Source organism: Marinobacterium sediminicola, from assembly GCF_022343685.1.
GTDB classification, from domain to species: Bacteria; Pseudomonadota; Gammaproteobacteria; order Pseudomonadales; family Balneatricaceae; genus Marinobacterium; species Marinobacterium sediminicola.
This window is the reverse complement of sequence record NZ_CP092123.1, coordinates 1,043,601-1,057,416: the sequence shown is the minus strand read 5'-3', so window position 1 is coordinate 1,057,416 and position 13,816 is coordinate 1,043,601. Positions and strand designations below refer to the sequence as shown.

General features: G+C 57.2%; 13 protein-coding genes. 3 read left to right on the top strand and 10 right to left on the bottom strand.

The features are described 5' to 3' along the window. Positions 1 to 65: 65 nt before the first annotated feature. The 7 genes from LN244_RS04945 to LN244_RS04915 form a co-directional block, all read right to left on the bottom strand. Positions 66 to 1,223, bottom strand: a complete 1,158-nt coding sequence (locus LN244_RS04945) for a helix-turn-helix transcriptional regulator (RefSeq protein WP_239041738.1) — start codon at positions 1,221 to 1,223, stop codon at positions 66 to 68. A gap of 104 nt (positions 1,224 to 1,327) precedes the next feature. Then, the gene (locus LN244_RS04940; protein WP_239041737.1) at positions 1,328 to 2,263 is read right to left on the bottom strand and encodes an electron transfer flavoprotein subunit alpha/FixB family protein; all 936 of its coding nucleotides are present in this window, start codon (positions 2,261 to 2,263) and stop codon (positions 1,328 to 1,330) included. 11 nt (positions 2,264 to 2,274) lie between these two features. Next, the gene (locus LN244_RS04935) at positions 2,275 to 3,024 is read right to left on the bottom strand and encodes an electron transfer flavoprotein subunit beta/FixA family protein (protein ID WP_239041736.1); all 750 of its coding nucleotides are present in this window, start codon (positions 3,022 to 3,024) and stop codon (positions 2,275 to 2,277) included. A 15-nt stretch (positions 3,025 to 3,039) separates the two neighbouring features. Next, entirely contained in the window at positions 3,040 to 4,137 is a 1,098-nt protein-coding gene (locus LN244_RS04930; protein WP_239041735.1) for an alkene reductase, read from the bottom strand. A gap of 10 nt (positions 4,138 to 4,147) precedes the next feature. Continuing rightward, the gene (locus LN244_RS04925; RefSeq protein ID WP_239041734.1) at positions 4,148 to 4,918 is read right to left on the bottom strand and encodes an SDR family NAD(P)-dependent oxidoreductase; all 771 of its coding nucleotides are present in this window, start codon (positions 4,916 to 4,918) and stop codon (positions 4,148 to 4,150) included. A 206-nt stretch (positions 4,919 to 5,124) separates the two neighbouring features. Then, a complete protein-coding gene (locus LN244_RS04920; protein WP_239041733.1) occupies positions 5,125 to 6,165 on the bottom strand; it encodes a ferredoxin--NADP reductase in 1,041 nt (346 codons plus the stop codon). Positions 6,166 to 6,175: 10 nt separating this feature from the next. Continuing rightward, positions 6,176 to 7,447 (bottom strand): acyl-CoA dehydrogenase family protein, encoded by a 1,272-nt coding sequence (locus tag LN244_RS04915; protein ID WP_239041732.1) that lies wholly within the window; start codon positions 7,445 to 7,447, stop codon positions 6,176 to 6,178. 220 nt (positions 7,448 to 7,667) lie between these two features. Between LN244_RS04915 and LN244_RS04910 the strand changes: the two genes are divergently transcribed. Both LN244_RS04910 and LN244_RS04905 read left to right on the top strand, forming a co-directional pair. Beyond that, a complete protein-coding gene (locus tag LN244_RS04910; protein ID WP_239041731.1) occupies positions 7,668 to 8,648 on the top strand; it encodes a WD40/YVTN/BNR-like repeat-containing protein in 981 nt (326 codons plus the stop codon). Positions 8,649 to 8,650: 2 nt separating this feature from the next. Beyond that, positions 8,651 to 11,107 (top strand): efflux RND transporter permease subunit, encoded by a 2,457-nt coding sequence (locus LN244_RS04905; RefSeq protein ID WP_239041730.1) that lies wholly within the window; start codon positions 8,651 to 8,653, stop codon positions 11,105 to 11,107. A 30-nt stretch (positions 11,108 to 11,137) separates the two neighbouring features. Here LN244_RS04905 and LN244_RS04900 read toward each other — a convergent pair whose 3' ends face one another. Further along, positions 11,138 to 12,031, bottom strand: coding sequence for an alpha/beta hydrolase (locus tag LN244_RS04900; protein ID WP_239041729.1), 894 nt, complete (start codon positions 12,029 to 12,031; stop codon positions 11,138 to 11,140). 285 nt (positions 12,032 to 12,316) lie between these two features. Between LN244_RS04900 and LN244_RS04895 the strand changes: the two genes are divergently transcribed. Then, entirely contained in the window at positions 12,317 to 12,739 is a 423-nt protein-coding gene (locus LN244_RS04895) for a cupin domain-containing protein (RefSeq protein WP_239041728.1), read from the top strand. Between the two features lie 48 nt (positions 12,740 to 12,787). Here LN244_RS04895 and LN244_RS04890 read toward each other — a convergent pair whose 3' ends face one another. Continuing rightward, a complete protein-coding gene (locus tag LN244_RS04890; protein ID WP_239041727.1) occupies positions 12,788 to 13,234 on the bottom strand; it encodes a nuclear transport factor 2 family protein in 447 nt (148 codons plus the stop codon). Positions 13,235 to 13,414: 180 nt separating this feature from the next. After that, on the bottom strand, positions 13,415 to 13,780 hold the full coding sequence (locus LN244_RS04885; RefSeq protein WP_239041726.1) for a hypothetical protein: 366 nt from the start codon (positions 13,778 to 13,780) through the stop codon (positions 13,415 to 13,417). Positions 13,781 to 13,816 lie beyond the last annotated feature (36 nt).

The window sequence follows — 13,816 nt, the reverse complement described above, 5'->3', positions numbered from 1 at the left end:
CTGTTTTACAACAGAGTGCAACAGCCCGGGATCATTCACATACTGCAACAGGACGAGGTTTAAATTCAGTCTTCCTGATCACCTTGTCCCAGAGCAGCAACGCTGTTGAGGAAGATACGCACCAGCTCCGTCTGGCGACGCACCCCGGTCTTGGAGAAGATCGCTCGCAGATGCGCACGTGCGGTATTGCGGCGAATGTTCAGCGCTTCTGCCGCTTCCTCCAGCGACAAACCATTGGCGAGCTGGATCGACAGTGCGGTCTCGGCGGGCGTCAGTCCGAAGAGCTTTTTCGCCACCTCGTTACTGGCCTGAGACTTCCCGACCGCATCGCGAATATAGACAACGGCGGCAGGCTGCCCCTTGCCTTCAGCCCAGGCTGTCGAAGGAATGGATTCAATCACCACACCGAGGCTGACTTCGCCTGAAGGCCGAGTGATCGACATCGCCTCGGGCAGCTTGTGGCCATTCTCGCCAGGCTTGGATTCGAACGCTTCCTTGATCAAACGGCGCAAGTCACGGTTATCACTGGGGTAACTGGCCTCGAGACGACCGCCCACAAGTTTGAGGCCGTCGCCACTTTCGAGGATTTCACGGGCAAATACGTTCTGATCCAGCACCTGCCCATTCTCGTCGATCAGCACTGTGGCAATCGACAGGCGGCTGATCGCCTTTGAATAGAGTGAGCCCAGAGTCTGGCTGCGATCCAGCAGATTACGGATATTCAGCGCACGTCTCAGGTGCGGCAGCAGGAAAGCACACAACTCCTTGTCATCGGCGGTAAAAGGGGGGGAGGCTTCGCCGCGGGTGACTCGAAAACGCAAGGTACCCGAGTCAGGCGTGGAAATATCCACTGCCATCACGTGGTAAACGTCGTTTGGAGCGCACCAGTGGACACGATAGGGACTGTCGTGCCACTCCTCGGACGTCATCAGATCTTCTTCAGTAAACACCTTGTCCGGCGGCTGGTTCACGAAGGGTGTCAGGTTGTGGCGATACGGGAAGTACACCACTTCTCCTGAGTCCTTCATGTCTCCAACCGATACCATCAATCCAAGATCATCTTCATCCTGGGTATCGGGCATTTTAAGAATCAGGGTTACATAGTTGGCAGAAAACAATGCACGCAGCTGCTCCAGCGGATCAGCCCATTGGCTGTTGTCCAGAGTGGCTTCGTACAAAGCGGATAGCAGACTGTCTAGCTGCTCTACATCCATTCGGTTCATGTAATGTACCCCTGTTATTGTAGTCGTAGGGTCTGACGAGCCCGTGCTGTTGGTCACACATTGCACTGAAAGGGCAGCGGGCTCGTGTTAAACGTTATAGCGCGTTAAAGCTGGCGGGTCAGTTCAGGCACGGCTTCGAACAGATCCGCCTCCAGACCGTAATCTGCGATCTGGAAGATCGGCGCATCTGCATCCTTGTTGATGGCGACGATCACTTTGGAGTCACTCATGCCGGCCAGGTGCTGGATGGCCCCCGAGATCCCCACCGCCACATAGAGCTGTGGCGCGACGATCTTGCCGGTCTGGCCGACCTGATAATCATTGGGTACAAAGCCGGCATCCACTGCAGCACGGGACGCCCCCAGAGCAGCCCCCAGCTTGTCGGCCAAGGGCTCAAGCACCTGACGGTACTTGTCACCGTCACCCAACCCGCGGCCGCCGGACACTACCACGTCGGCAGAACCCAGCTCCGGACGATCAGACTTGCTCAGTTCACGACCCACCAGTGCCGAAACACCGACAGACGCAGATGCGGTTACACTGACGATCTCGGCAGAACCACCCTGAGCCGCCGCATCGAATGCGGTCGGACGCACGGTCAGCACCTGTACGGGCTCCGCTGACTCCACTGTCAGCATGACATTACCAGCATATATGGGGCGCACATAACTGCCACCCCCTTTAATTTCAATAACATCCGAAACCTGAGCCACATCCAGCAGAGCCGCGACACGCGGTGTCAGGTTCTTGCCGGAAGTCGAACTCGGCGCCAGAACGGCCTGATAGCCACCCTGCTGTACCGTTTCGACAACCAGCAGCGCCAGCTCTTCGGCCAGCTGGCCAGCGTAATGCGCAGCATCGGCCAGCAGGACACGATTGACGCTGGCAACCGCAGCGGCCTGTTCTGCTACCGTTTGACAGCCTTCGCCCGCCACCAGGATATCGATCTCACCGCCCAGACGTGTTGCAGCCTCGACGACATTCAGCGTCACCGCGTTCAACTGCTGGTTATCATGTTCTGCAACTACAAGAATTTTCATCATCATCACCTTCAGATCACACGGGCTTCCTGGCGCAGCTTTTCGATCAGCTCGGCCACATTTTCAACCTTGATACCACCTTTACGCGCAGCCGGCGGTGCATAGTTGACCGCCTTCAGGCGCGTCGCCACATCGATACCCAGTTCGGTGACCGGCCTGGAGTCCAGCGGCTTCTTTTTCGCCTTCATGATATTGGGCAAAGAGGCATAGCGAGGCTCGTTCAGACGCAAGTCGCTGGTCACTACCGCTGGCAGGTTAAGTTGAAGGGTTTCCAGACCACCATCGATCTCGCGGGTCACCTTGATCGCATTACCTTCCGGGGTCACTTCTGATGCGAAGGTTCCCTGCGGCCAGCCCAACAGCGCCGCCAGCATCTGGCCGGTCTGGTTGGAATCGTCATCAATTGCCTGCTTGCCACAAATCACCAACTGGGGCTGCTCGTCGGCAACGACCTGTTTGAGACACTTGGCAACGGCCAACGGCTCCAGATCAACATCGCTTTCCAGATGAATGGCGCGATCAGCGCCAACCGCCAGAGCGGTACGCAGCACTTCCTGACTGGCCTTGGGACCGATGCTTACCACGACCACTTCCGTTGCCGTGCCGGCTTCTTTCAGGCGCACCGCCTCCTCAACGGCAATCTCGTCGAACGGATTGATCGCCATTTTGACATTGTTCAGGTCCACGCCCGTGCCGTCTGACTTCACACGTACCTTTACGTTGTAGTCGATGACACGCTTAACCGGTACAAGAACTTTCATAGTGTTTTCCTCGGATTACTCAGCCGCTGCGGGGTAGTCGGTATATCCGGCTGCCCCCGGGGTATAAATGGTTTTGCGATCGAAGCGAGACAGCGCCAGCCCCTTGCGGATACGTGTGACAAGGTCCGGGTTGGCAATAAAGTGACGGGCAAAAGAGACCGCGTCACCCAGCCCTTCATCAATGGCTGCTGCCGCTGTCTCCGGTTCAAAGCTGTCGTTCAGAATCAGAGCGCCGTTGAAATGCTCACGCGCCAGTGCAAACGCATCGATCTCGGGCACCGGCGAGCGCATGATGTGGACAAAGGCCACACCAATGCGAGCCGCTTCCTGCATCAGCGCAGCATGTGTCTCGGCACTGTCTTCATCAGACGTATCGTTGTAGGTATTGCCTGGATTGATGCGGAAACCGACCCGATCAGCGCCAATCGCATCGCTCATCGCCTGCAGGCACTCTGCCGCGAAACGCACCCGGTTTTCCAGGCTGCCGCCATAACGGTCCGTACGCTGGTTGGTGCCGCTGCACATGAACTGCATCGGCAGATATCCGCTGGTGCAATGCAATTCGACGCCGTCAAAACCCGCCTCACGGGCATTGATTGCCGCCTGACGGTGTTCTTCAACAACCGCTGCCACCTCGTCGGTCGTCAGCTCACGTGGCATGTCATAGGGCTGCATGCCGGCGGCATCGGTAAAGACTTCGCCCTGCGCCTGCATGGCAGACGGTGCAACCGTCTCCACCCCTTCAGGCTTGATCTTGCTGCTGCCGACGCGACCGGCATGCATGACCTGCAGGACAATTCGGCCGCCGCGGGCATGAACCGCGTCGGTAACCTTGCGCCAGGCGGCGATCTGATCGGCGGTTTCGATTCCGGGCTGACGGCAGTAAGCCTGGCCGGTCACGCTGGGCCAAGTCCCTTCGGCCACGATCAAGCCGGCTTCGGCACGCGCCGCATAATGCTCAACCATCAGGTCGTTGGGCATGCCATCGGCATCGGCGCGATTGCGGGTCATGGGTGCCATGACGACGCGGTTTTTCAGTTCGATGGCGCCAATCTGAACCGGTGAGAACAGAGGCTCCGTTCCCACCAGTGTGTCCTGTTTGACTGCTGACATAAGGCCTACCTCAATCCAGCGCTGTAACCAGTACAGCCGAACGACCACCATCGACCGGCAAGGTTGCGCCGGTGATGTAGGACGCCTGGTCGCTGGCCAGGAACAGAATCGCGTTTGCCAGCTCTTCCGGCTGACCAACACGTCCCATCGGAATCAGTTTTTCGGTACTCTTGCGCGAATTCTCATCCGCCAGCATCCCCTCGGTCGCCGGGGTTTCCACCACCGCCGGAATCACCACATTGACGCGCACACCGTAAGGCGCACCTTCAGCAGCGGCAGCGCGGGAGAAGTTGGTGACCGCAGCCTTGGATGCAGAGTAACCGGACATCCAGGGGGTACCAAGCTCACCACAGATGGAGGACAGATTGACGATGGAACCGCCGTGGGCCTTCATCAACTGCATCGCCGCACGCGTACCCCAGAAGGTTCCATCCACTGATGTGGTAAAGTTGGCGCGCCACTGTTCAGTGGTCATTTCTTCAATGCTGCCCCAGGTGAACGCCATGGCATTATTCACCAGCACGTCCAGCTGGCCATACTTCTCAGCCGTCGCCTTGAGCGCCCCTACAAACGCCTCTTCGTTACTCACATCCACCTGCATCGCTTCGGCTTCACCTCCACCGGCTCGGATACTGGCGACAACCTGTTCCAGTGGTTCCAGACGGCGGCCACAGATGACCACCCGCGCACCTTCCTGTGCAAAACGTTCAGCCGTAGCGGCACCGATACCACTGCCACCACCGGTAATAAATGCGACCTTGCCCTGTAGACAGCCCTGCATAATGTGTCTCCTGAGTTGTTGTTATCCAGAGAACAGACTCGCTGCCGTGTGCCCACTGCACGCGACAGACAGGCGGTTACACCTGCGCAGTCAGTGATTTCAGATTAAGAGGGAGGCAACGGGCTGCCATCGTCCAATAAGACTAAACCGAAAAGACCGGCATAAGCCGGTCTCAAGTGTTTGAATATGATGAGGAAATATGAACGTCAGGTGTATTTCAGATGAACCCGGGTAGTCGTCGGAACCGCCTGACAGGTCAACGTAAGCCCCTTGGACAGATCACGTTCATCCAGTACATCATTGTGCAGCAGTTTCACCTCGCCTTCGGTCACCTCACACATGCACGAGGCACACATGCCCGCCATGCAGGAATACGGCAACTCGATACCGGCCTTTTCCGCAGCATCCAGAATGGTTTCATCCCCCTGACACTGAAGCTCGTAGTGGTGACCATCCAGCTCGATACTGACCTGAGCCTGGTCGATCTCCGCAGACTCAGTCAGCGCCTCACGCTGTTCCTGATCTCTGGATTCTTCAGATGGCAGGGAAACAAAACGCTCCACATGGACCCGCTCGCCCGGCAGTTTGAGTTCCTGCAGCGCCGCTTCCGCCGCATCCATGAACGGACCGGGACCACAGATAAACGCCTGCGCAGACTCCATGCCTCGGGCCAGACGGCGCAGCAGACTGACATTGGGCCGCCCCTGCACCGAATCGAGCAGATGGATCACATCAAAGCGATCGGCATACTGCTCGCCCAGCTCCTTGAGCGCCTCACGGAAGATGATCGATTGCTCGTCGCGGTTGGCATAGATCAGGCGAACCTGACCACGCCCTCGCAACAACACTGAACGCAGGATGGAAAACACCGGCGTAATGCCGCTGCCACCCGCAAACAGCAGGAATTCACCATCCAGTGTTTCTGGCACGAAAACACCGGCCGGCTGCATCACCTCAATCTCGTCACCAGGACGCACATGGTCGCAGATCCAGTTGGAGCCACGCCCCTCTACCACGCGCTTCACGGTCACCCGCAGCTGAGCATCCACCGTCGGCGCACTCGACATCGAATAGCAGCGCAGCAGATGCTCACCCTGCCAGGGCAGGCGCAAGGTCAGGAACTGGCCGGGCCGGTAGCGAAACCGCTCGACCTGATCAGCCGTGAGAGCGAATTGCAGTGATACCGCATCGGCGGTCTCCTGCACGACCTGCTCAACGCGCAGGTTATGATAGCGGGACGTACTCATGGTGGACTCCTTAGATGTACGGGTCGGTGTTCGGCAGACCCAGCATCATCGCGCCACTGGCACGGGCATAGGCATCAGAGTTGTTGGCGATGTGGCCACGCGCCTGATGGATGTCACGGAAGATCCGCTCGATCGGGTTACTGCGATAGAGACCGGACGCCGCACAGGCACGCAGCAATTCACTGACGCGCTCGGCACACAGCTTCGGCACCAGCGACGCCTGCGAACGCTGCATCAGACGCTCTTCAACCGGCATCTTGTCCCCGGTCTTGGCGCAATGCACGATACGAGCATAGTTGCGGAACAGCACCAGCTTGAGCTGATCAACCGCGATCATCGCTTCAGCTACGGCCAGCTGTGCATTGGGATCTTCAGCGGTTTTTGCACCGTGTTTGCCTATGTGAGCGGCCGCACGGGCACGAAACTCTTCGATCGCACCTTCGGTAGCACCCAGACAGGCAGAGGAAACCGCACGCTGGAACACCTGGGTGAATGGAATCTTGTAGATCCAGCCGGTGTTGATTTCACGACCGGGGCAACCGGCGTCCGAATGATCGTTGGTACGGTGGGTGCGGTGCTCCGGCACGAACGCATCCTCAACGACAATATCGTGGCTGCCGGTCGCGCGCAGACCCAGCACATCCCAGTTTTTCTCGATACGGAAATCACTGCGCGGCAGCAGGAAAGTGGTGTGTTCCAGCTCTTCCGGGTTGTCCTTCTTAGGCAGCAGGCCGCCCAGGAAGATCCATTCGCAGTGATCGACACCGCTGGAGAAGCCCCAGCGACCGGAGAAGCGGTATCCGCCGTCCACTTTCTCCACCTTGCCGACCGGCATATAGGTAGATGCAATCAGGGTACCGTCATTGCCATTGGCCCATACATCCTGCTGCGCCTGCTCCGGGAACAGCGGCAGCTGCCAGTTATGTACGCCGATCACGCCGTAGATCCACGCCGTTGACATGCAGCCCTTGGCCAGCGCCATCTGCACGCGGTAAAACACACGCGGGTCCAGCTCATAACCGCCCCAACGCTTGGGCTGCAGAACACGGAACAGACCCGCTTCCGCCATCTCCTTGACCGTTTCCCGCGGCACCATGCCCACTTCGTCTGCGCCCTGAGCACGCTCCCTCAAACGCGGAGCCAACTCCTCGGCCGCCTGGACGAGGCGCTTGGCCTCAGGAGTCATGTAATCTTCGTCTTCTTGTGACGCTGCAATAAAGTTGTTCACTAACACGCCCATCGCACGAGTCTCCTCGATTCTTATTTTGGATTCTTCGGGCATGACCGGCTGCTCCGACCATCTCCTTCACGACGCAGATTCACACAGCGCACAAGCCCTCTCATCGTCAATTCGGACTAACGTATTCGATCGACCACTAGCCCATTTGGACGATGTTGCTATCGCAGTGCTGAGAATAATGGGAAGCGTACTCTTCGAGCTCCAGGCCAGTAGTACAAAAACAAAACCTTGCCTGAAGGCCTCAACACATAGGAGTTTTGCCATGCGCGTAACCCTGGGCATTGCTGTTTCACTGTTAGTGGCAGTCGCCGGCATTTTCGCGTTCTCGCACCGGGATACCCCATCACTGGGCCCCCGCCAGATACCGGTGAATAACATGAACCTGACCAGCATCGTGCAAACCGATGCCGGGCTGGTAGCTGCCGGAGAACTGGGCCATATCCTGATCTCGTCCGATGAGGGCAAGAACTGGACACAGGCCTCCCTGTCGCATCAGCGGCACGCACTGATCACGCGCCTGCACTTCAAGGACGAACGGACCGGTCTTGCCATCGGTCACGAAGGCTGGATTCTTAAAACAGATGACGGTGGCCGACACTGGAAAGAAGTCGCCTTTAATCCCGGTGGTGAGCCGCTGTTGAGCGTCAATCACCTGCCGTCCGGCATCTGGATGGCGATCGGCGCCTTTGGTCAGGCCGTTGTCTCCAGCGACGAAGGCGATACCTGGTCCAATATGCCGCCACCTAACGGTACCGATTGGCACCTGAACAACCTGCTGCCGTCTGAAGATCACCGTACCTGGCTGATCGTGGGCGAGTCAGGCACCCTGTTCCGTTCGCTGGATGCCGGAGAAAGCTGGGAGCCCATTCCCGAGTTCTACAACGGTTCACTCTATGGCGGCCTCAACCTGAACGGCGATGTCTGGGTCGTCTATGGTATGCGCGGCAATATCTTCCGCAGTGAAGACAACGGTCTGACCTGGACGTCAGTGGGCGGTCAGCTGCCGGCGTCCCTGTTTACTCACCAGACGCTCGATAACGGTGACATTCTGCTTGGCGGCCAGGGCGGTATCCTGCTGCTCAGCAAGGATCAAGGCCGCAGTTTCCATTTCGCGCATAAGGCCGGTCGCATGTCCGTTACCGACATTGCCCGTCTCGACTCGGGTGAACTGCTGATGAGCAGCGACCGCGGATTGCTGCCGCAGATTTCGCCTGAACAATTGAAACAGCCGTCTGGAGCCTGATCATGTCGCATCAACACTCTTCTGCCGTGCAAAAATTTGTTGACACATCGGCACGTTTTCTGATCATCGGCCGCAAGCCGCTGGGCTTCCTGTTCCTGCTGATCACCGTCATGCTCGGATTTTCCGCGCTGCAAACCCGCTTCGATCCTGGCTTCAACAAGCTGATCCCGCTCAAGCACGAGTACATGCAGGCCTTCCTCAAGCACTCGGCCGAGTTCACTGGCGCCAACCGCGTGATGGTCAGTCTGGAATGGACTGGCGAAGGTGACATCTATAACGCCGAGTTCATGGACAAACTGCGTCAGGCCACTGACGAAGTCTTCTTTACCCCCGGTATCAACCGCACCACGGTACGCTCGCTGTTCACGCCTGAAGTGCGTTATATCGAAGTCACCGAATACGGTTTTACCGGCGGGGTAGTCATTCCGTCACGCTTTACCGCGGACGAGGAAGGCCTGGCTCAGGTACGTTCCAACGTCTACAAGTCCGGTCAGATCGGCAATCTGGTGTCCAACGACCTGAAATCAGCGATGGTGCAGGCCGAATTGCTTGAGATCGACCCCGAAACCGGTGAAAAAACCGATTACGCTGCCGTGGCGCGGCATCTGGAAAAAATTCGTGCACAGCTGAGTGATGACCGCATCAACATCCATATCATCGGCTTCTCCAAAGTGATGGGCGATGTGATGGATGGCCTGATGACCGTGGTGATTTTCTTCGCCGTTGCATTCTTTATCACCTTCGCCCTGCTGTGGATCTACTCACGCTCCATACGCCTTACCCTGCTGGCGATTGTGGTCGCCTTGCTGCCCGTGGTCTGGCTGCTCGGTATCCTGCCGCAGATCGGCTACGGCATCGACCCGATGTCGGTACTGGTGCCCTTCCTGATCTTCTCCATCGGCGTTTCCCACGCGGTGCAGATGACCAACGCCTGGAAACTGGACGTACTGGCTGGAATGAGCGCCATCGAAGCCGCCGAAAGCTCCATCCGCAAGCTGGCTATTCCCGGCACCGTCGCCCTGCTGGCCAACGCCCTGGGCTTCATGGTGATCATGGTGATCGACATCCCCATCGTACATGAACTGGGCGTAACGGCCTGTCTGGGCGTTGCACTGATGATCGTTACCAACAAGATGTTCATGCCGATCATCCTGTCTCACCTGCGACTGGAAAAAGTGGCGCTGAAGGACAACGGCAGCAGTGAACGCCACCCGCTGTGGTGGTCAATCTCCGCGCTGTCACAGCCGAAACCGGCACTGTTCAGTCTGGCTGTCATGCTGATCCTGCTGGTTGCAGGTACCTGGCAATCCCGTTCCCTGCTGACCGGCGATATAGGTACCGGTGTTCCTGAACTGCGTGCGGAATCCCGCTACAACCAGGACAACGACAAGATCATCAGCGACTACTCCATCGGTATGGACGTGCTGTCGGTGTACGTGGAAACCGAACGTGAATCCGAAGCCTGTCTCGACTGGAATGTCATGAACGCCGTGGACAAGTTCGACTTTCACATGCGCGGCGTACCCGGCGTACAGTCTGTGAGCACCGTCGCCGGCATGGCCAAGCTGTATGTCTCCGGCAACAACGAGGGCAACCCGCTGTGGCGCACGCTGCAGCGCTCCGAAATGGCACTGCGCTCCGGCAGCCAGGCCGCCAACCCGGAGCTGGGTCTGAACAACGACCTGTGTAAAACCATCAACCTGATGGTCTATCTGGACAACCACCAGAACGACACCCTCAAACACGTGATCGGTGAGATCAACCACTACATTGAAACGGTCAACGTGGAGGGCGTGGAGTTCCGTCTGGCAGGCGGTAACGCGGGTGTCGCAGCAGCGACCAATGAAGCGGTTGAAAAGGCCGAGGTACAGATGATCGCCTCCATCTTCGGCGCCATCACCCTGCTTTGCTGGCTGACCTTCCGCTCCTGGCGTGGTGTGCTCTGCGTCATCGTCCCGCTGATGCTGGTGACCATCCTCTGCAACGCCCTGATGGCGCTGCTGGGCATCGGCCTTAAAGTGGCCACTCTGCCGGTGATTGCACTGGGCGTCGGTGTCGGTGTGGACTACGGCATCTACATCTACGAGCAGATGCAGCACTCGCTGAAGCGTGGTGTCGACCTGCGTACATCCTTCTACGAAGCGATGCGTCAGCGTGGCACCGCCGCGGTCTTCACCGCCGTGACCATGACCATCGGTGTGGGCACCTGGGCGTTCTCGGCGCTAAAATTCCAGGCCGACATGGGCATCCTGCTGGCGTTCATGTTCATGGTAAACGTACTGGGTGCCATCTTCCTGCTGCCGGCACTGGCCTGCTGGCTGAACGTGCAGCCGAGCAAGGTTGAGGCTGATGAACAGGCAGAAGCGGTGGACAACCCTCTGACGCCGAAGACCAAACCGGCTACCGCATCCACTTCGGCTCAGCGCCAGCCCCGCGCAATGGCGACCAGCGATAGCTGATCCGTCCGCTAGACTCAAAAGGTGGCGTCCTCAGGGCGCCGCCTTTTTTGTTACAGCCTCAGTAGCGACATCATGCTGCTGGAAAAATCCAAGCATATCCTCAAACACGGGCCGACGATCGCGCATGAACCAGGTCAGACTGGCCATAATCCCCACATGATCAATCCCCTTGTAGGTACGTGTTGTCACTCGCCCGGAGGTGTCCCGAATCCGCTGACTCAACTGATCGATATTGCGCTGCCAGACCACTGAGTCCTCTTCCCCCCAAAGCAGCAACATGGGCGGTTCTTTACCGTCGATAAAGGTGGTGGTCTGCATCTGTGGATAGCGCTCAGGCGGGCCGAACATATCGATCAGATCGTCCTCGTGAGGCACGAAATCATAGGGACCCGCCAACCCGGCAAAGGCCTGAACGATATTCGTCGGCTTGCCCTGTGCCTGAAGGTAGCGCTCATCCGCCGCCAGCAGCGAGGCGATATGGGCACCTGAGGAATGACCGGCGAGGAACAACCGATCAGGATCACCGCCAAAGCGGTCAATATGATCATGCACCCAGGCCAGCGCACTGGCACCGTCATGGACAAACTCAGGGAAGCGTACCTGTGGATACTTGCGATGATCCACAATCACCGTGACATACCCCCTGCCGGCAAAAGCCTCGCCAACAAAGGGATACATCGACTTGTCACCATCGGTCCAGCGACCGCCATAAAAAAACACCAGCACCGGCGCATCACCCTCCGCTTCTGCCGGCCGGTAGATATCCAGCCGGTGCTGCTCATCCGGCCCGTAAGCCAAGTCGTGGGTCACCCGCGTATCACTGAGCCTGGCGGGCAAATTGGCCAGGCTTACCCCAAACCTGAGTCCAATCTGAGTACAACCACTGAGTAACAGTGCTGCCAGTGAAACTGAGAGTGCTTTCATCTTCCTGCGTGCATCCGAATGCCATCAATCACTACTTGTACTCTATAGGCAGGCGGTTGGAGCTGCGCAAGTGATTAGCGGAGACACAACAAAAGATCTGATGACAGGTGACGCGGCACTGGACCGGGAAGCGCGGCTTAACGTTTCGCGGGTAGCATTTCGGCGTTGCTCCTGCCTTGCACCTGAAATAGCGCATTGCCATGGCACTGCCTATTATTCATAAGCTCCCTGCACGGCTTACATCATCGCTGGAGCACCCTGAATAAAAAGAAGGATGATATGACCATGCGTATTACCCACTACTGCGTTGCTGTATGCGCAGGGCTGATAGGCTCTGCACCGCTCATGGCCAACGACGAAACACCCCCTGAAAAAGCCATGGGCATCAGCGGCGGTGCTGAAGCCGTCGGCCTCGTTGACCTAGCCCCGCATGAGCTGCCAGGTTCGGTCGGTGACTATGATCTACGTGCCCGACTTGTCGGCATTGCACCCGGCGGCGCCATCCATAATCACCCGCACCATGGACGTCCGGGTATCGTTCGCGTTACCAAAGGCACCGTCATCGAATACCGTGGGGAGTCCAGCCGCACCCTTCAAGTCGGCGATGCCTGGTATGAGAATGCGGATACAGTCCACTGGTTCCGTAACCCCAGCGAAACGGAAGATGCCGAGATCTGGGTGGTAGACCTGGTGCCCAAGGCACAATAGCGGCACCGATTTAAATGCTGCTGGGCCTGGATTTGAAAGCAGTTGCCTCTAGTGAATTGATGTCGTGAGGTGGTGCCTCAGATTCCCGATATGATCCACCAGTGTGTAATCGCGAAAGCTGAAGCGCCACTCACCTTCAACGCATTCAAACTCGTCATGGTAACGACCGGTAATGATCGGCTGCAGCGGCAGGTCATCGGTGGCTTGAAAGACGGTGTAGTAAGAACGGCAGCTCGCCCTACCCGCCACCTCATCCACCTCAACAAGGGGGTTGGTGATCATATGCCTGGTACGGGGGGTACCACAGGGATAGAGCTTGAGCATCGATTGCCAGGTTTGCAGCAGGCCATCAGCATTGAGGGGAGACTGCTCACTGCCGGTATGAATACGCGCATGCCGGTACAGCTCAGCTGCGGCAGCCAACTGGCCGCTGTCGATCAGCTCGGCATAGCGGTAGAGAAGATTACAGATTTGTACATGGGCGGGCTGAGCCATGTTGGTGATCTCCGATTAGCCAAGGGGCAAACATAAAGATCACCAACATAGCGGGCGTGCGGGGTTAGGCTCATCGACCATCTGTACCAGGAGTGTCTACTGTTCGTGGGTAACTCGGATAGCTAACGCCTTGGTAACATGCACCGCCAGGCGTCATGTTGACCAATTTGTTAGAACAATTTACCAATCACGCCACAAATCAGCTAGCCCCGCGCCATCTGCGTAGTTTTTAGGGTCTAGACCTACAGCTTTTGTAAACTCATCAACAAGCTCACAAAGATCCTCACGCTCTCCGGTTTCTATAAAACAGTCATCCAGTTCTTCATTTAAAGAGTTAAGGGCCTCAACACATGATTTAAATAGTTCTAACTTTTGTTCTTCTGTTGCAGATTCACCAATAGATATTAGCTTATCTATTAAGTTTAAAAATATCGATTCTGCTTTTTGACAGTTTTCTTTTGTATACTGCTCTAAACCAAATTCGAATCCTGTTTCATGCCATCTTTTAAATGGCAACTCAATTGATCTCAGTTTATCGCCATACATTCGCTTACTCTCCTTAGTTTGGTACTACCCACAAAA

What these genes read in the sequence shown, in the direction of transcription:
- LN244_RS04945 (WP_239041738.1), bottom strand. Translation starts at nt 1,223, where the DNA reads ATGAACCGAATGGATGTAGAGCAGCTAGACAGTCTGCTATCCGCTTTG.
- LN244_RS04940 (WP_239041737.1), bottom strand. Translation starts at nt 2,263, where the DNA reads ATGAAAATTCTTGTAGTTGCAGAACATGATAACCAGCAGTTGAACGCG.
- LN244_RS04935 (WP_239041736.1), bottom strand. Translation starts at nt 3,024, where the DNA reads ATGAAAGTTCTTGTACCGGTTAAGCGTGTCATCGACTACAACGTAAAG.
- LN244_RS04930 (WP_239041735.1), bottom strand. Translation starts at nt 4,137, where the DNA reads ATGTCAGCAGTCAAACAGGACACACTGGTGGGAACGGAGCCTCTGTTC.
- LN244_RS04925 (WP_239041734.1), bottom strand. Translation starts at nt 4,918, where the DNA reads ATGCAGGGCTGTCTACAGGGCAAGGTCGCATTTATTACCGGTGGTGGC.
- LN244_RS04920 (WP_239041733.1), bottom strand. Translation starts at nt 6,165, where the DNA reads ATGAGTACGTCCCGCTATCATAACCTGCGCGTTGAGCAGGTCGTGCAG.
- LN244_RS04915 (WP_239041732.1), bottom strand. Translation starts at nt 7,447, where the DNA reads ATGCCCGAAGAATCCAAAATAAGAATCGAGGAGACTCGTGCGATGGGC.
- LN244_RS04910 (WP_239041731.1), top strand. Translation starts at nt 7,668, where the DNA reads ATGCGCGTAACCCTGGGCATTGCTGTTTCACTGTTAGTGGCAGTCGCC.
- LN244_RS04905 (WP_239041730.1), top strand. Translation starts at nt 8,651, where the DNA reads ATGTCGCATCAACACTCTTCTGCCGTGCAAAAATTTGTTGACACATCG.
- LN244_RS04900 (WP_239041729.1), bottom strand. Translation starts at nt 12,031, where the DNA reads ATGAAAGCACTCTCAGTTTCACTGGCAGCACTGTTACTCAGTGGTTGT.
- LN244_RS04895 (WP_239041728.1), top strand. Translation starts at nt 12,317, where the DNA reads ATGCGTATTACCCACTACTGCGTTGCTGTATGCGCAGGGCTGATAGGC.
- LN244_RS04890 (WP_239041727.1), bottom strand. Translation starts at nt 13,234, where the DNA reads ATGGCTCAGCCCGCCCATGTACAAATCTGTAATCTTCTCTACCGCTAT.
- LN244_RS04885 (WP_239041726.1), bottom strand. Translation starts at nt 13,780, where the DNA reads ATGTATGGCGATAAACTGAGATCAATTGAGTTGCCATTTAAAAGATGG.